The 20,937-nt window shown below is 73.1% G+C and carries 17 protein-coding genes; 14 read left to right on the top strand and 3 right to left on the bottom strand.

Annotated elements, in window-relative coordinates:
• Positions 1-165 precede the first annotated feature (165 nt).
• The 6 genes from tssA (at position 166) to tssE (ending at position 6,132) form a co-directional block, all read left to right on the top strand.
• Positions 166-1,242 carry a type VI secretion system protein TssA gene (gene tssA / locus ASF27_RS00140; protein ID WP_056356827.1) on the top strand — a complete coding sequence of 359 codons (1,077 nt, stop codon included), beginning with the start codon at positions 166-168 and terminating at the stop codon, positions 1,240-1,242.
• A gap of 120 nt (positions 1,243-1,362) precedes the next feature.
• Positions 1,363-1,899 (top strand): type VI secretion system contractile sheath small subunit, encoded by a 537-nt coding sequence (gene tssB, locus ASF27_RS00135; protein ID WP_056171576.1) that lies wholly within the window; start codon positions 1,363-1,365, stop codon positions 1,897-1,899.
• A gap of 2 nt (positions 1,900-1,901) precedes the next feature.
• Entirely contained in the window at positions 1,902-3,395 is a 1,494-nt protein-coding gene (tssC, locus tag ASF27_RS00130) for a type VI secretion system contractile sheath large subunit (RefSeq protein WP_056356824.1), read from the top strand.
• Between the two features lie 7 nt (positions 3,396-3,402).
• Positions 3,403-4,815, top strand: a complete 1,413-nt coding sequence (tssC, locus tag ASF27_RS00125; RefSeq protein ID WP_244473779.1) for a type VI secretion system contractile sheath large subunit — start codon at positions 3,403-3,405, stop codon at positions 4,813-4,815.
• Between the two features lie 28 nt (positions 4,816-4,843).
• Positions 4,844-5,653, top strand: coding sequence for a type VI secretion system accessory protein TagJ (locus ASF27_RS21300; RefSeq protein WP_156467407.1), 810 nt, complete (start codon positions 4,844-4,846; stop codon positions 5,651-5,653).
• Positions 5,654-5,661: 8 nt separating this feature from the next.
• Positions 5,662-6,132 (top strand): type VI secretion system baseplate subunit TssE, encoded by a 471-nt coding sequence (gene tssE / locus ASF27_RS00120; protein WP_056171572.1) that lies wholly within the window; start codon positions 5,662-5,664, stop codon positions 6,130-6,132.
• Positions 6,133-6,209: 77 nt separating this feature from the next.
• Here the strand turns inward: tssE and ASF27_RS00115 are convergent, their stop codons facing one another.
• From ASF27_RS00115 to ASF27_RS23345, 3 genes are read right to left on the bottom strand one after another with little or no spacing between them, the layout of a single operon-like run.
• Positions 6,210-6,794 (bottom strand): DUF882 domain-containing protein, encoded by a 585-nt coding sequence (locus tag ASF27_RS00115; protein WP_056265793.1) that lies wholly within the window; start codon positions 6,792-6,794, stop codon positions 6,210-6,212.
• Positions 6,791-7,945: a type IV secretory system conjugative DNA transfer family protein gene (locus ASF27_RS00110; protein WP_056356822.1), complete on the bottom strand. Its 1,155-nt coding sequence runs from the start codon at positions 7,943-7,945 to the stop codon at positions 6,791-6,793. The genes ASF27_RS00115 and ASF27_RS00110 overlap by 4 nt, the downstream gene beginning before the upstream one ends.
• Positions 7,942-8,076 (bottom strand): hypothetical protein, encoded by a 135-nt coding sequence (locus ASF27_RS23345; RefSeq protein ID WP_277996057.1) that lies wholly within the window; start codon positions 8,074-8,076, stop codon positions 7,942-7,944. Before ASF27_RS23345 ends, ASF27_RS00110 begins: the two co-directional genes overlap by 4 nt.
• A 295-nt stretch (positions 8,077-8,371) precedes the next feature.
• Between ASF27_RS23345 and ASF27_RS00105 the strand changes: the two genes are divergently transcribed.
• The 8 genes from ASF27_RS00105 (at position 8,372) to ASF27_RS00070 (ending at position 20,904) form a co-directional block, all read left to right on the top strand.
• On the top strand, positions 8,372-9,589 hold the full coding sequence (locus ASF27_RS00105; RefSeq protein WP_156467406.1) for a DotH/IcmK family type IV secretion protein: 1,218 nt from the start codon (positions 8,372-8,374) through the stop codon (positions 9,587-9,589).
• 103 nt (positions 9,590-9,692) lie between these two features.
• Positions 9,693-11,117, top strand: coding sequence for a DotG/IcmE/VirB10 family protein (locus tag ASF27_RS23340; RefSeq protein ID WP_056356815.1), 1,425 nt, complete (start codon positions 9,693-9,695; stop codon positions 11,115-11,117).
• Between the two features lie 70 nt (positions 11,118-11,187).
• Positions 11,188-12,450, top strand: coding sequence for an FHA domain-containing protein (locus ASF27_RS00095; protein ID WP_056356811.1), 1,263 nt, complete (start codon positions 11,188-11,190; stop codon positions 12,448-12,450).
• Between the two features lie 22 nt (positions 12,451-12,472).
• Complete coding sequence (tssK, locus tag ASF27_RS00090) at positions 12,473-13,810, top strand: type VI secretion system baseplate subunit TssK (protein WP_056356809.1); 1,338 nt, start codon at positions 12,473-12,475, stop codon at positions 13,808-13,810.
• Between the two features lie 187 nt (positions 13,811-13,997).
• A complete protein-coding gene (gene icmH, locus ASF27_RS00085) occupies positions 13,998-15,461 on the top strand; it encodes a type IVB secretion system protein IcmH/DotU (protein WP_156467405.1) in 1,464 nt (487 codons plus the stop codon).
• Positions 15,458-18,361, top strand: a complete 2,904-nt coding sequence (gene tssM, locus ASF27_RS00080; protein WP_056356804.1) for a type VI secretion system membrane subunit TssM — start codon at positions 15,458-15,460, stop codon at positions 18,359-18,361. Before icmH ends, tssM begins: the two co-directional genes overlap by 4 nt.
• A gap of 16 nt (positions 18,362-18,377) precedes the next feature.
• On the top strand, positions 18,378-19,841 hold the full coding sequence (gene tagF, locus ASF27_RS00075) for a type VI secretion system-associated protein TagF (protein ID WP_056356800.1): 1,464 nt from the start codon (positions 18,378-18,380) through the stop codon (positions 19,839-19,841).
• Positions 19,834-20,904: a serine/threonine-protein kinase gene (locus ASF27_RS00070; RefSeq protein WP_056302549.1), complete on the top strand. Its 1,071-nt coding sequence runs from the start codon at positions 19,834-19,836 to the stop codon at positions 20,902-20,904. Before tagF ends, ASF27_RS00070 begins: the two co-directional genes overlap by 8 nt.
• Positions 20,905-20,937: the final 33 nt, after the last annotated feature.

Genomic DNA, 20,937 nt, shown 5'->3' with positions numbered 1-20,937 from the left:
GGAAGGTGGAGTTCGAATTCTACTTGTGTCGTCAGGCTAGAGCGGCTCCGGCCAGTCGGATCCGAGCCGGGGTCCGCCGAACGCCCCGGGCGTCAGTTATTATAACTCTGCCGCGAGCGGTCAAGGCCTGTACAATCGTAGATAGATGCGCTTTATCGAGCGTCGATGCCGATCGATCTCGCCACCCTGTTGGAGCGTTTCAGTGGACCCGAGCCCGCCGGCTCGGATCTGAGGGCGAATCTCGGTTCGGACGCGCTGTACCTCCGGTTGAAGGATGCGCGGTCGCAGGCCCGCGCGGCGGAGCGCACCGCCGAGGCGTCGGGTGAGCCGACCTCGGTGCCCGCGGCCTGGACCACGGTCCGTCAGCTCGCCGCCGAGGCTTTGGCGAACCACAGCAAGGATCTGGAGGTCACCGCCTGGCTCACCGAGGCGCTCGTCCGGCAGGACGGCTTCGCCGGCCTGGCGCAGGGCTTCGCCCTGGTCGACGGGCTGATCGACCGGTACTGGCCCGACCTGCATTCGAACGACGAGGACGATGCGGAGGGCCGGCTCTCTCCCCTGGCCGGACTGAACGGCGTGGGCGGCGACGGGGTCCTGATTCAGCCGATCCGGATGATCTCGCTGCTTCCGAACCACGCCTACGGCGCGAACGCCCTCTGGCACATGCAGCGCTCGGGGCGGGAGGCCGACCGGTCCGGCCAGGATTTCCTGGAGGCGCGGGCGGCGGCGGGCTCCGAGGCCCTGCGCGCCCATGCCGACATGGCCCGCGCGGCCTACGAGGCGTTCCAGCGCATGAGCGCGACCCTCGATGCCTTCTGCGGCGCCGACGCGCCGCCATTGTCCAACATCCGCACGGTTCTGGAGGACGTCCTCGACGTCTACCGGAGGATGCTCGGCGAATCCTGGTACGGCCCGGCCGCGACCGTGGCCGTGCCGGTGCTGCAGGACGCCCCCGATCCGGCGCCCGCTCCCGACGGGCCGGCCGCTCGCCCGGCCCCGAAGGGCGTCCGGACCGAGATCGCGACGCGGGACGAGGCCTTCGACGAGCTCCTTCGGATCGCCGCCTATTTCCGCCGGGCCGAGCCGCACTCGCCGATCTCCTACGCCCTCGAGACCATCGTACGGCGCGGCCGGATGAGCCTCCTCGATCTGCTCTCCGAGCTGATCCCGGATGCGGCGGGCCGGGTTCAGTTCCTCCGACAGGCCGGAATCGAATCCGGTGCCGAAAGGCCCGTGCCGTGAGGCCGTCCAGGTCCGAAATTCCTGCCGGTTCGGCTCCGCCACGGATCGTCGCGCGCGGATCGCCGCGGCGCTCCCGCTGCCAAGATCGCCGTCCCGGCTCCAGCACAGGAAGAAGTCCGCGTGTCAAGCATTCATGAGAAGCTCGAACGCGTGCGCAAGCCGCGCGTGCATATCAAGTACGAGGTCGAGACCGAAGGCGCCCTGATTGAGAAGGAGCTTCCCTTCGTCGTCGGCGTGCTGGGTGATTTCACCGGCAATCCGGCGGAGCCGCTCAAGCCGTTCCGGGAACGCAAGTTCGTCCAGATCGACCGGGACAATTTCGACGAGGTCATGGCGCGCATGGCGCCCGGCCTCAACCTGCTCGTCGACAACACGCTCGCCGACGACGGAACGCAGATGGCGCTGAAGCTGCGCTTCAACAAGCTCGACGATTTCGAGCCCGCCGCCATCGTCAGGCAGGTGCCGGCCCTGGCCAAGCTGTTCGAGACCCGCAACGAATTGCGCGATCTCATGACCAAGGCCGACCGATCAGAGGATCTCGAGCTCCTGCTCGAACGCATCCTGCAGGACAACGGCGAACTGCGCCGCCTCGTCGGCGAGCTCGACCGCGAGGCACCGGGCTCGCCGCCGACCCACACCCCCGACGGAGCTCTCTGACGATGTCGCGATCCGCCGATCCCCGCACCCTCCCGACCACGGAATCGGTCACGGGCTCCACCAGCCTGCTCGATACGGCCATCGCGGCGACGAAGCAGACGGAGCCGGACCGGACCGAGGGCCTGTTGCGCACCCTCACGCAGACCGCCCTCGCGGGCACCGTGAGTTTCGACCGCAACCTCACCGTCACCCTGACCCGGGCCATCGCGGAGATCGACGCGCGGATCTCGCGCCAGCTCGCGGCAGTGATGCACGATCCCGAGTTCCTCAAGCTGGAAGGATCGTGGCGCGGCCTGAAATACCTCGTCCACAACAGCGAGACGTCGGCCAACCTCAAGATCCGCGTGCTCAACGTCTCGAAGCGCGAGCTCGGCAAGGATCTGCTCAAGGCGACGGAGTTCGACCAGAGCCAGATCTTCAAGGCGATCTACGAGAACGAGTTCGGCACCCCCGGCGGCGAGCCGTACGGCGCGCTCATCGGCAACTACGAGTTCTCGAACCACTTCGAGGACATCGAGATGCTGCAGGGGCTCTCGGGCGTGGCGGGTGCCGCGTTCGCGCCCTTCATCGCCGCCGCGAGCCCGAAGCTGTTCGGCTTCGAGGATTTCCGCGATCTCGCCCGGCCGCGCGACCTCGAGAAGATCTTCGACACGGTGGAATACGCCAAGTGGCGCTCCTACCGGGATTCGCCGGATTCCCGCTTCGTCACCCTGACCATGCCGCGCGTCCTCGCGCGGTTGCCCTACGGCCGCGAGACCCGCTCGGTGGACGAGTTCGATTTCGAGGAGACGCCCGGCGGGCTCGTCGGCGAGCGCACATCCCTCACCCACGCGCAGTATTGCTGGTCGAATGCCGCGTTCGTCCTCGGCGCCCGCCTGACCGACGCCTTCGCCAAGACCAGCTGGGCCACCGCCATCCGCGGCGCCGAGAGCGGCGGCAAGGTCGAATCCCTGCCGATGCACGTCTTCCAGAGCGACGATGGCGACCTCGACCTCAAATGCCCCACCGAGGTCGGCATCACCGACCGGCGCGACGCCGAACTCGGCAAGCTCGGGTTCCTGCCGCTCTGCCACTACAAGAACACCGATTACGCCGTGTTCTTCGGCGCGCAGACAACCCACAAGGCCGAGAAGTACGATCGCCCGGAGGCGACGTCCAACGCCGCGATCTCGTCCCGGCTGCCCTACATCATGGCCACCGCGCGGTTCGCGCACTACCTGAAGGTCATCGCCCGCGACAAGATCGGCTCCTTCATGGAGGCCGAGGACTGCGAGAAGTGGCTCAACCGCTGGATCGGCAACTACGTCAACGCCAACGACGACGCCGGCGCGGAGATGAAGGCCCGCTATCCCCTGCGCGAGGCCAAGGTCGAGGTCCAGGAAATCCCCGGCCGCCCCGGCTCCTACAACGCCATCACGTGGATGCGGCCCTGGCTGCAGATGGAGGAGCTCACGACCTCCCTGCGCATGGTGGCCCGCATCCCGCGGCAGGGCTGATCGCCCGGTGCTCGACGCGGACCGCGCACAGCCCGCATCGTCCTTCGGGGGGATGGGGCAGGCGGCCCCGTCCGATGGCGCGGCCGCGCGCAGGCAGGCCGACCGCCTCGTCGCGCTGATCGACCGCGCGCTCAACACGTCCGTCAACGCGATCCTGCATCATGCCGAGTTCCAGGCGTTCGAGGCGCGCTGGCGCGGTCTCGCCTACCTGGTCGGGGTGGCGACCGAGACGGGCGACGTCCAGGTCAAACTGCTCTCGGTGTCCTGGCGCGACCTGTGCCGGGATTTCGAGCGGGCGGTCGAGTTCGATCAGAGCCGCCTGTTCGAGCTCGTCTACGCGCAGGAATTCGGCATGCCGGGGGGCGAGCCGTTCGGGCTGCTGCTCGGCGATTATGCGGTCGGCCACCGCTTCGATCCCGTCGACCGCACCGACGACATCGCCGCGCTCAAGGGCATCGCCGGCGTGGCGGCCGCGGCCTTCGCGCCGTTCCTCACCGCATTGCGGCCCGAAACCCTCGCGGTCGACGCCTTCACGGACCTCGACGGGCTGCCGCAGCTCGGCGGCGCCTTCGACGGACCCGACTTCCTCCGCTGGAAGAGCCTGCGCGAGACGGAGGATTGCCGGTTCCTCGGCATCCTGGCGCCGCGCGTGCTCATGCGCCGGCCGCACCGCGCCCACCATCGCGGCCGGGTGGACGGCTTCCCGTTCGAGGAGGATGTGCGGGCCGATGGCCACGCCCTCCTGTGGGGCAGCCCGATCTACGCCTTCGCCCGGGTCGTCCTGCGCGCCTTCGGACTGTCGGGCTGGTTCGCGGACCTGCGCGGCGCCCCGCAGGACCAGGATGGCGGCGGCCTCGTCACCGACCTGCCGACGCTCTCCTTCGGCACCGATCGGCCGGGCCTCGCCGCGCAGCCCCCCGTGGAGATCCGCCTCACCGCCAGCCAGGAACGCCAGCTGTCGGACCAAGGCATCATCCCGGTGGGCTGGGTGCCGTTCACGGCCTCCCTGGTGTTCAACGCCAACCCGTCCCTGCATCGGCCGCCCCATAGCCTGGGCGCCGCGGCCGAGGAGAACGCCCGGCTCGCCGCCATGCTGCAATACGTGCTCTGCGCCGCGCGCTTCGCCCATACGCTCAAGGTGATGATGCGCGATCAGGTCGGGCGCCTCGGCGACGCCCCCGCGGTGGAGCGCCTGATCGTCGACTGGCTCGGCCGGTACCGCCTGGGCAACGACACGGCCGCTCCGGAACTGAAGGCGCGCTATCCGCTGCGCGACGCCGGCGTCGAAGTACGCGAGATCCCCGGCCGCCCCGGCGTGCTCGGGTGCACCCTGCGCCTGCAGCCGCATTTCCAGCTCGACGACGTCGCGGCGAGCTTCCAGCTCGTCGCCGAGGTCACCACCGCACAGAGCGGCGCGTGACGCCGTTTCCCCCGCCAGAGGCCTGACCATGACCACGACCGACGACGCGCCGACCGGTCTCGCCGACCTCCTCGACGCCGGGCGCCTCGACGATGCGATCGCGGTCGCCTCGCAGGGCGTGAAGGCCCGGCCGACGCAGGCCGCGGCGCGCCTCGCCCTGGCCGAACTGCTGGTGCTCGCCGGCGCCCTCGACCGGGCCGAAGCGCAGCTTCAGGTCGCCATGGAACACGCGCCGGCCGAGGCCACGGCCCTCGTCGCCATGCGCCACCTGCTGCGGGCCGCCGTGGCGCGGGAGGCCTGGCACCGCCAGGGCGCCCTCCCGGATTTCATCGACGGCCCGACCGCGCGTCAGGGGGGGGCGATGCGGTTGGCCCTCGCCGTGCGGGCGGGCGATGCCGCGGCCGCCGAGGCCGCACGCCTCGCCCTCGAGGCGATGCCGCCGATTCTGGCCGCCGTCGACGCGGGCGCGATGCAGGAGGTCCGCGACGTGTGCGACCTGTCTCAGGCCGGATTCGAGGCGCTGACGCTCGCCGGGCGCTACCTCTGGCTCGCGCCGGAGCGGGTCGAGAGCCTGGTGTTCGCGCCGCCCCGGCGCCCGACCGACCTGCTCTGGCGCCGGGCCGAGGCGCGCCTCGTGGACGGACGCGAGACCACCTTCCTCGTCCTGGCGCAGTATCACGATCCGGAGGCCGGCGAGGCGGCACGTCTCGCCCGCGAGACCGCCTGGATCGACCTGCCCGGCGGCACGGTGCGGGGGCGCGGCCAGCGCGTCTGGCTCGTCGGCGAGGCGGTGCGCGAGTTCCTGAGCCTCGGCCGCGTCGCCTTCGCGCCGCGCTGAGCCGCGGCATGCGCCTCCAGGCCTCCCTCCTCGATCGGCTGATCGACGACGAGCCCGAGCGGGCGGCGGACCCGCCGCGGGCGCGGAGCGACGCGCTGCGCCGCATCCGCGAGGGCTTCCGGCGCGACCTCGAATCGCTCCTCAACACCCGCCGGAGGCCCACGACCCTGCCGGCGGCCTTCACCGCCCTGCGCGGAGCGCTGCCCGGCTACGGCGTCGAGGATTTCGTCGGCGCGCCGCTCGCCACGGCCGAGCAGCGCACCGACCTCGCCCGCGCCCTCGAAGCCACCATCAAGGCGTTCGAGCCGCGGTTCCACTCCGTGCGGGTGAGCGTCGTCAAGGGCCGCGATCCCCTCGAACGCCTGCTGCGCATCCGGATCGAGGCCGTCGCGCACCTCGGCGCCGGCCCGGAGCCGGTCGCGTTCGAGACCTCGCTCGACCCGGCGATCCGGAGTTTCGCCGTGGAGAGCCCGCACTGAGGGGACTGGGTGTCGCGTGATCGCGGGCGCCGGGGCGACCGACGGCCCGCGCCGCGGAAGAACCACTCCGCCCCCGCTCAGGGCGACGGCTCCGGCGGCTTCCTGGCTTCGCCGCCCCAACTGCGGCGGGTCCAGACATCGAGATGGGTGAAGCTGTCGTAGAGGCCGATGCCGCCGTCCGAGACGAAGGAGGCCGCGAGGGCGACGGCGCGGGGAGCGTAGCCCTTCACCTGCACGTCGGCGGCATAGCCGTAGACGTGCATCGACTGGCGCGCCGCGTTCTCCAGGGCGGCGTTGTGGGCCGGGGTCCGGTAGCCGCTGGTCACCAGGAGGGGGAGCGGGGCGCCGTGGACCGCCGCCATGCTCGACTGGACCGAGGCGAGGAGGTCGAACAGGCGCGGCTCCATCCAGACCGCCCGTTCGTCGTCGCGGATGTCGCGCATGAACCATGACAGCAGGAGGATCTGCGCGCGGTCGTAGGCGCCGGACGGGTCCCGAAACCGGCTGACGATCTCCGAGCCGTCGGCGCGGCGCAGCCAGAGACGGTCACGGCCGTTGGGCCGGTCACGCAGGGACGCGAGGGCGTCGGCATAGGCGGCGTCGCCCGGCCATGCTCCGGCGAGGAGACCGCCCAGGACGGTGCGGCGCGCGAAGCGCCTCAACGGAAGGCGGCGGGGGCTGCGGCGCGAAACCGGGGGCTCACCTGCAGGCTGACGACGCGCTCGCCCACGAAGGCGCGTGCGCCGTCCGCCGCCACGCGCACCCGGCGGGCCGACGTTCCGACCACGGGCAGGCTGACGGCGCCGCTGCGGGCGAGGTCGTGATAGCGGCCCATCCCAGCATGGTCCCGCTCGAGGCGGTCGAGGTTGGCGGTGAAGCTGGCGCGCGCCTCGGCGATCCCGACCGCGACGCCGGATTCGAAGGCGATCCCCCAGACGCCCTCCTCGGCGCCGCCCTCGGGCCGGACCTCGGAGGCCGATGGCGGCAGCGTCGGCGGCACGCCCGTGTTGTAGAGGTAGTCGCGCCAGCCCGGAGGCGCGAGGGCGAGGCGGGCCGGCCGCACGATCTCGAAGGCGCCCAGGGTGAGGTAGAGCCGCCGGTCGTCGGCCCGCTCCCCGAGGCGGCGCAGCTCGACGATGACGGGCGGCACCAGGGTACGGTCGATCATCAGGGGCGCGAAGTCGTAGCGCCGGTCGAGGGCCGCGCCGTAGGCGCCGTCGAGTTCGGCGTTGATCCGGGCCGTCTCGTCCGCGAAGCCCTGGCGCACGCCGACGCCGCGGGCCGCCTGGGCGATCACCTGCTGGCGGATGTCGCCGTTCTTCGAGCGCAGGCCGCCGTAGCGGCCGTAGACCGGCGAGCCCGGATCCTGCAGCAATTCGTAGCTGGTGTCCGGATCGGGCGCGGGAAGCATCGCGGCGCCGCCGCCGCCCGGCGATCCGCCACCGCCGGATCCTCCTCCCTGGCCGCCGCCGCCCTGACCGCCCCCTTGACCGCCCCCTTGGCCACCGCCGAGCAGACCCTGCATCTGCGTCGCGCCGGCGCGGCTCGGCACGTTCGGGCTCCCCTGCGATTGGGTGATCTGGTTCAGGGCGGGATTGGTGGCGGGGTAGGGCGATCCGTAGCCGGGATACGGGGGAGGATAGAAGCCGCCGTACCCGGCCGGAGCCCCGTAGGGATAGGGCGCGGGGGCGAAGGCGCCGGGCACGAAAGGGGCCGCGGCTTGCGTCGCCGCGAGGATCGGATTCACCTGAGCGGTCGCGGCGACCGGAGCGAGCGACACCGTCGCGGCGAGGAGCGGACGAACGAGCCTCATAGACCGCGCCGGCCCATCTCGTCCTTGAGGAAGATTTGCGTGCTCTCGGGCGAGCCCGTGCCGCCTGTCGAGGAACAGGCCTGAAGGCCGAGGGCCGACGCAACCAGGACGAGCAGGCGTAGCGACTTCATACCCGGGCTCCCTGCAATAACCAGAAGTTGTCATCCCCGTTCGGAAGCGCCCGCGTCAATCCGCTTCGGAGGGTCCGCTGGTGATTGCCGGGCCCTGTGTCCGGGGGAGCACAGAACCGAAGCACGGTCCCGGGCGCCCTGCGATTTTCAGCCGTTCCCGCTCCGCCGAGTTGTTGCCGAAAACCCGGGGTGTGGCAGGAATGGCATTGCGTTTCGGCGCCGAAGCACGGCAGGTGAGCCGATCCCGCCACAACCGAGGGGTGGTGACGTGCGTGAGGCGAAGAGGCTTTCGGGCTTGATCAGCAGGAAATTTTCGCCACCCCTGGTGGTGTGGCTCTGCGTTCTGGCGCCGGGCGGAGCGGCGCCGGCCCTGGCGCAGGCGCGTGCCGCGACCCAGGTGGCGCAGGCCGAACCCGCCCGCCCGGTCGCGGGCGAGGCTCCCGCGCCGCCCTCGGCTTCTGGGCCCTCCTCGGCTTCTGCGCCCCCCGGCCCGGCCCCCCAGGCGCAGCGGGCCGCGACGCCTCCGCCGCCGCGCGAGCTCACGCCGGCCGAGGTCTCCGCGCTCCAGAGCGCAATGACCGACCGGTCGGGCGGTGCGATCCTCACCCCCGGGAACATCGGAGCGATCCGAAACCGAATCATCGATGCGCAGAGCGCCGCCATGGCGTCGGGCTACTCGGACGAGCCGCCGCCCAAGGTCCGGCCGAAGCTGATGAGCATCCAGCCTCAGGTCGACATGGCGGCGCCCCAGGTCGTGCACCTCGCCTTCGGGATGGTGACGCCGATCACGATCCTCGACGGTGGCGGCCATCCCTGGCCGATCACCGCGACCGCCTACGACCCACGCATGTTCGCCGTCGACGGCGGCGGCTGCGGCGGCCAGGCCGTGGCGCCGGCCGAGCGCCCCAGCACCATCCACATCATGCCCTGCCGGGTCTCCACCTACGGCAACATCTCGATCACCATCGAGAATTACCCCCTGCCGATCGTGCTGATCGTGCGCAGCGGCGGGCGCGGGATCGAGACCGTGGACCTGCCCGTCGCCATCACGGTCCGCGGGCGCGGTGCCTCCGCCGCCGGCCGGGTGCCGGACGCCGAGGCCGCGTCCACCGCGGCGGCGAGCCGGCTGCTCCGGGAGGGGCCCGTCAACGCCCGGCACACGGCGCTCGTGGCCGCCGCCGCGGGGGCGGATGCCGGCCCCGCGCGCCTCGTCTCGACCCGGGTTCGGCGCGCGGGCGGCCCGCCGGACCCCGACCGGCTGATGGACGATTTCGGCACCGGCGTCCCGCCCCGGTCCGCCCTGCGCCTGCGGGTCGACGACCCCGTGGTGTCGGCCTGGAGCTACGGCGGGCGGCTCTACGTGCGCGGACCCGTCGTCGTCGTGAACCCGGTTCAGGACGCCATGGCCCAGACCACGGATGGTTTGCGGGTCTGGCGCTTCGACCGGCCGGTGCCGCGCCTTCTCGTGACCGATGCCGAGGGCCGCGAGCGCGCCGTCACCATCGCGTACTGATTCCGTTCGCCGGACCGGGACCGCCTCGGATCGGCCGCATGCCGTGCGACCCCGTCCGCGTGTCTCCGCCCTCGTGACCCCGCCCTCGTGACTAGGTGAAACGATGCCATCCCTCGTCCTGGCCCTCGGTTTCGGTGCGGCTCTGGCCGGCGCGACACCCGACGCCACCCTGCTGATCCGCGTCCAGGCCGAGGCACCCGCCGGCACGGTCCAGGCGCCTGCCGGCACGGTCCAGGCGCCTGCCGGCCCTGTCCAGGCGCCCGCCAGCCCTGTCCAGGCGCCCGCCAGCCCTGTCCAGGCGCCCGCCAGCCCTGTCCAGGCGCCCGCCAGCCCCGTCCAGCCGCCGCCCCAGGCGGCGATGCCGTTCACGCAAGGGTCGCTGCCGGGGCAGGCGCCGGCCGCACCGAGCGTCGTCTACCAGGGACCCCCCGGTCAGGCGCTCTCGGACCCGGCGATCGAGGCGCGGATCAACGCTCAGATCGAGGCGCTGATGGCGCCACCGAGCGGCGGCTTCACCCTGCAGCGCTACGGGCGGGCCGAGGGAGCGGGCGGCGGTGGGATCTCCGGTGCCGGCCCGACCCGCAGCGGCGGATCGCCCGCACCAAGCGGCGGCACACCGATCCAGCAGGCGACCTACCCGCAGGCGGGGGCACAGCCGGGCGGCTTCGGCGGCGCCGGCGGCGGCCAGTCCGGGTCTCCGGGCGGCTCCGCTGGGCCGGGCGGCGCCCCGGGGCAGGCGGGCTATGGCGGCGGTTCGCAAGGCCAGGGCGGTTATCCGGGCCAGAATGCTTATCCGGGGCAAGGGGGATATCCGGGGCAGGGGGGATATCCGGGGCAGGCCGGTCCGAACGGCCAGTTCGGGGGGGCGCCGGTCCGGCGCTACGCCGTCGCGCGCGCCGGCGACACGGTCTACGCGTCCCTCGACCAGGGCTTCAATTCCGACGATCCGCAGGCGCCGATCTTCGCCACGATCTACGATGTCGACGGGGCGCAGCGGCCCGGCCCCCTGCACGGCGTCCGCCTGATCGGCCAGATCGTCTACAGCAGCAACCAGGCGGCGATCCAGTTCAGCCAGATGGTCCTCAACGACGGGCGCCAGTTCCCCCTGAAGGCCTATGCGATCTCGGCCCGCGACGCGCGCACGGGCGTCTCGAACGATGTCGACCAGCACGTCTTCGAACGCTACGCCGGCCTGTTCGCGGGGGCGCTGATCCAGGGCGCCGGCCAGGCCGGCCAACTCCTGCTGCAGGGAAACCGCAACATCGCCATCGACCCGGGCACGGGCCTCGCGGTCTCCTCGCAGGGCGGGGGCATCCGCACGCAGGCCGCCATCGGCGCGCTCCTGCCCCTGGGCCAGGCCGCCACCGCCATCGGCGCGCAGAACTTCAACAAGCCGGCCACCATCGCGGGCGCCCCGGGCCTGGGCATCGGCGTCGTCTTCCTCGAGCCGCCGGCCCTGCCGCGCGACGCCGTCTACGGCTCGGGCCGAAGCGAGCGGGACACCCGCGTCCGGATGCGGGCGAACTAGCGGTGCGGGCGGGGAATCGCAGGATTCGGGGGTTCACGAAACGGGGGCTCCGGCGGAGCCTCATGGGACGATGACGTTCACCTTGCGCGTCCTGCAGACGCCCGCGGGCGTTCCGGGGATCGACCCGCGGCGCCTCGAACCGTCCGCCTGTCCGTTCGCCATCGGCCGGGCGCCGGACAACGACTGGATCCTCGCCGATCCCGACCGCCACATCTCCAAGGTGCATTGCCGGATCGAGAACGGACCCGATGGCCTGTACCTCGTGGACCTGTCGAGCAACGGGGTGTTCTTCGCCGCCGACACGCGCCCCGTCGGACGGGACCAGCGGCGCCTCCTCGGGCCGGGCGACGTCTTCCGCATCGGGGATTATCGCATCGCCCTCGATCGGACCGCCGACGCGACCCTGCCCGACCCGCGTGGCGGGACGGACCGGATCGCGCCCGGCACCGCCGAGGGCGTGACCGGGATCCTCGCTGGCACCAGCGAGGCGAGCGAGGGCCGCGCCGCGCGCAGCCTCGGCGGCAGCGCCAGCGACTGGCTCTCGACCCTGCCGGGCGGGGCCGTCGATGCGCAGGTCGTGCAGCCCTTCGGCTGGCAGGCTCCGCCCGCGACGTCCCTGACGGACGAGCCCAAGGCCATGCTCCAGCCGTTGAGCGACTTCGCCAGCCGCAGCGAGCACCTCTCGCCGGTGAGCGAGGCGCTGCAGCTCGGCGGCGTCCGGGCGATCCTGCCGGCCGACTGGGATCTGGGCGACGATGCGCCGCCCGCGTCGGGCGCCGCCGCGGGACCCGGCTGGGGCGATGCGCAGGCCGCCCTGGTGGAAGGCGCCGGCCTCGGCGGCCTGATGCCGGAGGGCGTCGCGCCCGCCCGCGACCGCGCCGCGATGGTCCGCAGCGGGCAGATCCTGCGTCGCCTCATCGACGTCCTCGCCGCCCTCGAGGCGGTGCATCGCACCGCCGAACGCGACCTCGGCCTGTCCGACCGGGAGACGTCGGGGGCCGACCTGGCCTCCCTGTTCGCCGCCGCCCTCGCGATGGGGGATGCCGGGGCGACGGACGAACTTACCGGCCGCCTCGCCCGCCTCGCCCAGGCGAGCCGTGCCCTCGGCCTCTCCGTCGGCGAGGCCGCCGCCGATCTCGGCGCGCAGATCCAGCCCGAATTCCTCGAGGACGCGGCCCGCGAGCGGACCCGCCTCGCCGTGGGCCCGCTCCTGCGCGCCGCCTCGTGGGACCGCTACGTCGCCCTTCACGCCAACCTCTGCGGCGCGCCCGACGCCCCCGCGGCCGACGTCGTGCTGACGCCGCTGCGTCGGGCCTACGCCCGCAGGACCTGACAGAGCCCCGGAGCCCCGATCCATGCTGAGCGAGAACCGTGTGGTCTGGTCGGAGGGCATGTTCCTCCGCGTCCAGCACTTCCAGCAGGCGGACCGCTGGACGGAACGCTTCGTGCGCGGCCTGACGCGGGACCTCGCGCCCTATCCCTGGGGCTTCTCGGACATCGGCATCAATCGCGAGACCCTCGGCGCCGGGCGCTTCGCGGTCGCGCACGCCCGGGGCATCTTCCCCGATGGAACCCCCTTCGAGGCGCCCGGCGACGCCGACCTCCCGCCGCCCCTCGAATTGCTGCCCGGCACCCGCGACGTCACGATCTACCTCGCGATTCCCATGCGCCAGCCGGGAAGTCCCGAGATCGGCGCCGAGCGCCGCGAGGACGCCGCCACCCGCCTGCGGCGGACCGCCTACGACGCGCCGGACGCCAACGGCGACAGCTTCACGAGCGCGAGCCTTGAAGTGGGGCGCCTGCGCCTCGCCTATGCCCCGTCGAACGGACCGCTCGCGGGCACGGAACGCCTCGCCGTCGCCCGGGTGGTCGAGGTCCGCTCCGACCTCAGCATCGTCCTCGACGACCGGTTCATCGCGCCCTGCCTCAATTGCGCCGCGCAGGCGCCCCTGGCCGCCCTCGTCAACGAGCTGCAGGGTCTCGTCTCGCATCGGGCCGAAGCCATCGCGGCCCGGATCGCCGACCCGACGGTGCGCGGCACCGCCGAGGTCGCCGACTTCCTGCTCCTCCAGGCCCTAAACCGGGCCGATCCGCCCCTGCGCCACGCGGCGGCCCAGGCGGGTCGTCTGCCGCCGGAGGCGTTCTACGGCTTCTGCCTCGCCCTGGCGGGCGAACTCGCGACCTTCACGGCGCCCTCGAAGCGCGCCACGCGCTTTCCCGACTATTCCCACGAGGATCTGGCGGCGACGTTCGCGACGGTCTTCTCCGACCTGCGGGCGGCGCTCTCCGCACTCCTGGATCAGGTGGCCGTGCCCATCGACCTTCAGGAGCGCCGCCACGGCGTGCGGGTGGGCGCGATCAACGACCGCTCCCTGCTGCTCGGCGCCGGGTTCGTCCTCGCCGTGCGCGCCAACATGCCGGCCGAGAGCCTGCGGCGGTCCTTGCCGAACCAGGTCAAGATCGGTCCCGTCGAGCAGATCGCCCAGCTCGTCAACGTCGCCCTGCCGGGCATCGCGGTCAGGCCCCTCGCCGTCGCGCCGCGCCAGCTCCCCTATCGCGGCGGCACGGTCTACTTCGAGCTCGACACCACCGGCCCGCTCTGGCGGGAACTCGAGCATTCGAGTGCGGTCGCCATCCACCTCGCCGGCAATTTCCCCGATCTCGAACTCGAACTGTGGGCGATCAAGGGCTGAGCGCGAAACACGCAAACGGTGTCTGTTCGGTTTTATGCGATCCTCGGTAGAATTTCCCTTGGGGCGGGCGGTGGTTTTGGCGCAGTGTCGCGGGTGACCTCGGCCGTGCGCGGAGCGGTCGGCCGCGGCCCGCGCCCGCGGGCCGTCGCGAGCCGGTGGACGACCTTGGAGCGAGCGGGAGCGAACGGTGTCGGAAGCTGAGGCCCGCGGGCTTGCGGGTGAATCCACGGTGGTCAAGCCGACGCCCGGCGGGGTGCGTCCCCAGCCCGTGCTCCGGGTGGACCCGCAGCCGGCGGCGGCCCCCCCGGACGCGGCCATCGAGACCCTCGGCAGCCTCGATCTCGCCCGGTCCGGCGTGCCCCCGATGGTGGCGGCCGCCCTGCCGATCCTCAGCCTCGTCGGACGCCTGCGCAGCCTGTCGAGCCCGCCGGATCTCGAGGCCCTGCGCCTCAAGGTGATCGCCGCCGTCAAGGCCTTCGAGGCGGCGATCCTCGGCGTCGCGGTCACGCGCGAGCGGGCGCAGGCTGCGCATTACGCCCTCTGCGCGACGGTGGACGACGTGGTGCTGAACTCGTCCTGGGGCGCCTACAGCCTGTGGGCGCGGCAGGGCATGGTCTCGACCTTCCACACCGACGTGACGGGCGGTGAGCGCTTCTTCGACCTCCTGGCGCACCTGCACAAGGACCCCGGCTCGAACCGGGACGTGCTGCTGCTCATGTACCACTGCCTCTCCCTCGGCTTCGAGGGGCGGATGCGGGTGCATCCGCAGGGGCATCTCGAGATCGGGCGTATCCGGGAGGGGCTCTACCGCACCCTGCGCGGGCCGGTGGAGCGCGAACTGTCGCCCGAGTGGCGCGGCGTCGATGCGCGCCTGCCCCCGATCCGCGGGCAGCTCCTGCTCTGGGCGGGGGCCGGACTCGGCATCCTCGCCCTCGCGGGCCTGTTCCTCGCCCTGCAATGGGCCGTCAACCGGCGCTCGGACGCGACCTTCGCGGCCTTTCTCGACGCGCCGCCGCGCGGGACGCCGAGCCTGCGTCGCGTGCCGTCGGCCCGAGCTCCGGCGGAACCGATCGCCGAAGCGCCCCCGGCATCCGACACATCCCTCGCGGCCGGGCTCGGGCGCGTGCTAAAGCCGGAGATCGACCGGGGCGCCATCGACGTCGAGCCGAGCGGCTCCGGCGCGATCGTGCGCATCCGCAACGCCGGACTGTTCGAGTCGGGCAGCGCGACGGTGGCTCCCGCCTTCGTCCAGCTGTTCGAGCGCGTCGGCGCGGCGATCCGGACGGACGACGTCACGGTGCAGGTGGTCGGGCACACCGACAACGTCCCGATCCAGACTGTGCGGTTCCCTTCGAACTACCAGCTCTCGGTCGCCCGCGCCGAGGCCGTGGCGGCCATCCTCGGCCGCTCCATCGGCAGCGACGCGATCCGGGCCGAGGGCCGCGGCGAGGCGCAGCCGATCCGCCCGAACGACTCTGCCGAGAACATCGCCATGAACAACACCCGCGAGGGACGGGCCGAGAACCGGCGCACCGAACTCCTGATCCGCCGCAACACGCCGGCCCGGGGCGTGTCGGACGGTCCTGCATCGGACGGTCCTGCATCGGGCGCACCGGCCCCGGGACCGTCGAGGGCGGGAGCCACGCCATGAACATCCTCAACTGGATCTACGAGATCCGGTCCTACGCGACGACCTATGCCAGCCGGGTCAAGGCCTGGTGGCTGGTCGCCCTGATCTGGGCGCTCGTCGCCGCCTGCGTGGTGTTCTTCTACGGCGACGGCGTCTCGTTCGGCCGCTGGCGGCCGTTCGAGCGCTTCGAGACCCGCCTGTACGCGGTGGGGGCGATCGCCGTCGGCTTCGTGCTCTACTGCCTCGTCCGCCTCGTCCGGGGCCAGCGGCGCGACGCGGCGCTCATCGACGCCGTCGCGGCCGGGGCCGAGGCCGATCCCGCCCGGGCCGCGGCCGACGACGTCGCCGAACTGAAGTCGCGGCTGCGCGACGCCCTGAAGCTCCTGCGCAAGACCATGGGGCGCGCCTCCGTCTACGCGCTGCCCTGGTACGCGCTGATCGGCCCGCCCGGCTCCGGCAAGACCACGGCCCTGCGCAATTCCGGCCTGCGCTTTCCCCTCGCCGACAGCGTCGGCGAATCCGTCGAGGGCGTCGGCGGCACCCGCCACTGCGACTGGTGGTTCACGGACGAGGCCATCCTGATCGACACCGCCGGGCGCTACACCGCGCAGGAGGGCGACGGCGAGGCCGATGCGGCGGGCTGGCGCGGGTTCCTCACGCTGCTGCGCAAGCACCGGCGGCGCCAGCCCCTCAACGGCGCCATCGTGATGGTCGGGATGGACCTGCTGGTGCAGGCCTCCGCCACCGAGCGGCTGCATCACGCCCGGACGATCCGCAAGCGCCTGCGGGAACTCGACGAGGCCTTCGGCCTTCGCGTGCCGGTCTATCTCGTGCTGACCAAGGCGGACCGCCTCGCCGGATTCACGGCCTTCTTCGACGACATGGCCCGGACCGGCCGCGAGCAGGTCTGGGGCGTCACCCTGCCGCCGCCGCGCGGCGGGATCGAGGGCCGCGACCTCGCCGACCGGTTCGGCTCCGCCTTCGACCGGCTCGTCGGACGCCTCGACCAACTCCTCCTCGACCGGTTGCAGGCCGAGACGGACCCCGAGCGGCGCGCGCAGATCTTCGCTTTTCCGAGCCAGCTCGCCCTCATCGCCGAGCCGCTCCACGAGACCATCGGCGAGATCGCGGCGTCCTCGCGCTTCGACGCCCCGCCGCGGCTGCGCGGCCTCTACCTCGCCTCGGCCGAGCAGAGCGGCAGCGGCCTCGACCTCGTGACGCGTTCGGCGAGCCAGCGCTTCGCCATCGACCTGCCGCGCTTCGGTGCCGCCTCGGCGGACGGGCAGCACAGCTACTTCCTCGCGCGCCTGCTGCGGGAGGTGATCTTCAACGAGGCGAACCTCGTCTCGACCAATCCGGCCCTGGAGCGCCGCCGCAGGATCCTGCGCTCCGCGGCGGGCGGCCTGGCCGCGGCCCTCGTCCTCGGCCTGTCCCTGACCTGGCTCGTCGCCTACCTGCGCCAGGAGCGGATGCTCTCGGACACCGATGCGCGCCTCGCCGTCTACACCGCCGGGGCCGGGACCCTGCCCGTCGAGGCCGTGGCGGATACCGACTTCGTGCGCGCCGAAGTGGTGCTGAGCCAGGCCCGCGATGCGGCCACGCCCTTCACCGAGGCCGGCACTCCAAGTCTGCTCGATACCTTCGACCAGGCGGAGAAGATCTCGGCCGGGCGGGCCAACCTCTACGAGCGCGCCCTGACGGGCTTCCTGCTGCCGCGCATCCTGGTCGCGCTCGGGAACGCCCTGCGCGAGGCCGGCGCGGCCGGGGACGCCGACGCTGCCCAGAAACCGAACCCGGACGCGCCGGTGGTGCCGAGAGGAATGCCCCGGCCGCCCGCCGCCGTGGCGCGGGAGGCCGTCCCGGGCGTGGCCGGCGCAGCTTCGCCGAGGCTGGTCCGCGAATCGATCCAGGCCGGTGTCGCCGACTTGGGTGCCAAGGACGCGGGGAGCAAGGACGCGGTAAGCAAGGATAGGGGCGCGAAGGATGCGGATTCCGGATCGGCCGGAGCCGATATCGGCGAGACCCTGCGTCTCTACCGCATGCTCGGCGGCGCCGACTCCCTCGACAAGCCCTTCGCCGACGCGCGGCTCGAGGGGCTGTTCGCGCGGCTCTACCCGGAGGAGAAGCACGCCGTCCTGCGGACGAGCCTCGACGGGCACGTCGCGGCGATGCTGGCGCGTCCCCTGGTGCCGATCGCCCTCGACGAGACCCTCATCGCGGGAGCCGAGGGCAAGGCGCAGGTGGTCGATCTCGCCCGCCGCTGGAGCCGGGCCGGCGAGCAGGCCTGCCGCGCCGCGACGGACAGGCGCTTCCCGTTCGATCGGAATGCGGCGGCCGATACGCCGCTGGGGGAGTTCGCCGCGGTGTTCGGACCGGAGGGCGTCTTCGCCACCTTCTTCCGCACCCACATGGCGGATGCCGTCGACGGGACGGCGAAGCCCTGGCGATGGCGATCGGCGGGCAGCGCCGCCCTCCTGCGCAGCTTCGAGGATGCGGACGAGATCCGGCAGGCCTTCTTTCCGGCGGCCGGGGCGCAGCCCGCCTTGGCCTTCGAGGTGACGCCGATCCGCCTGGACGCCGAGGCGACGGCCGCCTCGTTCGTCAGCGACGGCCAGGAGGCGGCCTTCTCGCGCGGCAGCGCGCGCCCCCTGCGCTTCACCTGGCCGACGCCGGGCCTCGCCGGCCCGGCGGCGCGGGTGAGCGTGCAGCCGGGCGCCCCGGAGGCCCTCTCCTTCACCGGACCCTGGGCCCTGCTCCGGCTCCTCGATGCCGGCCGCGCGGAGGCCGTCGCGCCGGACCGGACCCGGGTGACCTACGGCACGGCGAGCCACGCCGTGACCTTCGAGATCCGCAGCCTGGCGCTGCCGAATCCGTTCGGGCTCGCGGCCCTGCGGAGCTTCCGCTGCCCGAGATTTCCATGACGGGGGGGCGTGGCCCATGCCCGTGAAGCGCGCGGCCGACGCCGCGCCGCCCGGCCCGCCGCAGCTCGGCTTCTTCGGCAAGGTCCCGACCCGGGGCGACTTCGTGAACCGCCGCCTGGGTCAGGCCCTGCAGGCCGCCCTCGACCAATGGCTGTCCCGCGCCATCGTGACGAGCCGGCGCCAGCTCGGAACGGAGTGGTTGCCGACCTATCTCGTCGCCCCGGTCTGGCGCTTCGTCGCCGGCCCCGGGACCCTCGGGCCGCATGCCACGGCCGGCGTCCTGATGCCCTCCGTCGACCGGGTCGGTCGCTATTTTCCCCTGGTGATCGCCCTCGAACTTCCGGGCTTGGCCAGCCCGTGGCGGCTCGTGCGCGCCGCCGAAGCCTGGTTCGACGGTGTCGAGGCCCTGGCCCGGAGCTGTCTCGACGACGCTTACGATTTCGAGGCCTTCGAGGAGGCCGTGCGCGCGTTCGGCCCGCCGGCCCCGATACCGGACGAGCCGGCCCGGCCGAACCCGAGCCGCTTCGCGCGCGACGGCGCGGATGGCCCGATCCAGGCCTATGCCGACGCCGTCGAGGCGATGCTGGCGGGGACGAACCGACCCTTCTCCGCCTGGTGGACGCGAGGCTCGAGCACCGTGGCGCCGTCCCTGCTCCTCCATGACGCGGCGCCGGAACCCGAGCAGTTCGCCGCCCTGCTCGACGGGCGCTGGCGCGAATGGGGCTGGCACGAGGGCCTGCGGGCCGGGCCGCCCGCCGCGTCGAAGCCCGCCGGGCCCCCGGAACCGGAGCCCGATCCGGGGCTGGTCAAGCTCGTCGGCGCCGCCCGGTCGCACAAGGGGACGCGGCGGCGGCGCAACGACGATGCCGTGGTGAACCGGTCGGACCTCGGCCTGTGGGCGGTGGTCGACGGCGCCGGCGGCCATGCGGCGGCGGACTACGCGGCCGGCGTCGTCGCCGACCGGCTGGAAGCGATGCCGGCCCCCCTCGGCCGCGCGCCGGAGCGGGCGGAGATCGACCATCTCCTCCTGGAGGCGAACGCCGCCCTGCGGGCTCGTGCCCGCCGGCTCGGGCCCGAGGAGATCGTGGCGGCCGTCGTGGTGGCGCTCCTCGTCCACCGGGGCCGCTACGCCGTGGTCTGGGTCGGGGACAGCCGCGCCTATCTCCTGCGCGGCCATGCGCTCCGGCCCCTGACGCAGGACCACGTGACCCGCGAGGGCCGCAGGATGGTCACCCGTGCTGTCGGGGCGGAGGATGCGTTCGCGGCGGACTGGGTCGAGGGGACGATCCGGCCGGGGGACCGCTTCGTCCTGTGCAGCGACGGGCTGGTCGGAGCGCTCGGCGAGGCCGGGCTCGGCCACGCCGTCGGTCACGGCACCCCGCAGGAGGCCGTCGGAAGCGCCATCGACGACGCGCTGATCGCCGGTGCGCGCGACAACATCTCGGCCGTCGTCGTCGATGTCGTCGGCGCCGATGGTTGAGGCGGCGAACGTGGAGGGCGAGGCCGCCCGGCGTGAAACCCTGCGGGTTCAGGTGCGGCTCGACGCCCTGGTCCAGGCCATCGTCGCCGGTGGCGACGGCCGTCCGCGCCTCGAACCCGAGCGACGGGCGCTGGTGGACGCGGCGCGCGCCGCCCTCGACCGCCTCGGCGACGGCGGCTCCGCCCTGGCGCAGGCGTCGCGCGCGCAGCCTTCCGCCGCGCCGGACACGCCGGACACCGCCTCGCTCAGCCCCGATACGGTCCTGGCCAACACCTACGTGGTGCGCGACCGCATTGGACGGGGCGGGATCGCCGAGATCTACCAGGTCCGCCATCGCGAGTTGCGGCGCGACCACGCCGTGAAGATCCTGCGGCCGGATCGCGTCCGCGATCCGGTCATCGCCCGTCTCCACGTCGCCGAGGCCCGCACGCTGATGAGCCTGCGCCACGAGGCCATCCCGCAGGTGCGCGATCTGCTGCGGCACGCCGACGGCCGCGCCTTCATCGTCATGGACCTGCTCCACGGCGAGACGCTGGCACGGGCGATCTGGGCCCGGGGGGGCCTGGCACCGGACGAGGTCGCGGTCCTGGCCCGGCGCATCGCCGGCGCCCTCGCGGCCGTTCATGCGGCCGGCTTCGTGCACGGCGATCTTTCGCCCGAGAACGTGATGCTGTGCGGTGGTGCCGCGGGCGCCACGCTGATCGATTTCGGCGTCGCCCGGAGGATCGGCGAGCCCGATCCGGAGATCGCGTTCGCGGGCAAGTGGTCCGTCGCCGCCCCCGAGCAGCTCGACGGGCAGCCCGGCGGTCCGGCCGCGGACCTCTTCGCCCTCGGCCTCCTCCTCGCCTGCGCCGCGCGGGGCGAGCGGCCGCCCCTCGGCACCGATCGCGAGAGCGCGCGGGCGGCGCGGCTGCGGCCGCCGGACAGCGGCCTCGACGGCCGGTTGGGGCGCCTGGTGCGGGCCCTGCTGCGCGCCGATCCGGACCGCCGGCCCTCGGCGGAGGAGGTCCTGTCGCGGCTCGGTGCGGGCGGCTGGCTGCCGCGCGTGTTGCGGCGGCGCTGACGCGCGAGCGAGCCGCGCGAGCGTCCGGCCGGA

Source organism: Methylobacterium sp. Leaf102 (genome assembly GCF_001422425.1).
Classification (GTDB): domain Bacteria; phylum Pseudomonadota; class Alphaproteobacteria; order Rhizobiales; family Beijerinckiaceae; genus Methylobacterium.
This window is presented reverse-complemented; position numbering and strand designations above follow the sequence as displayed.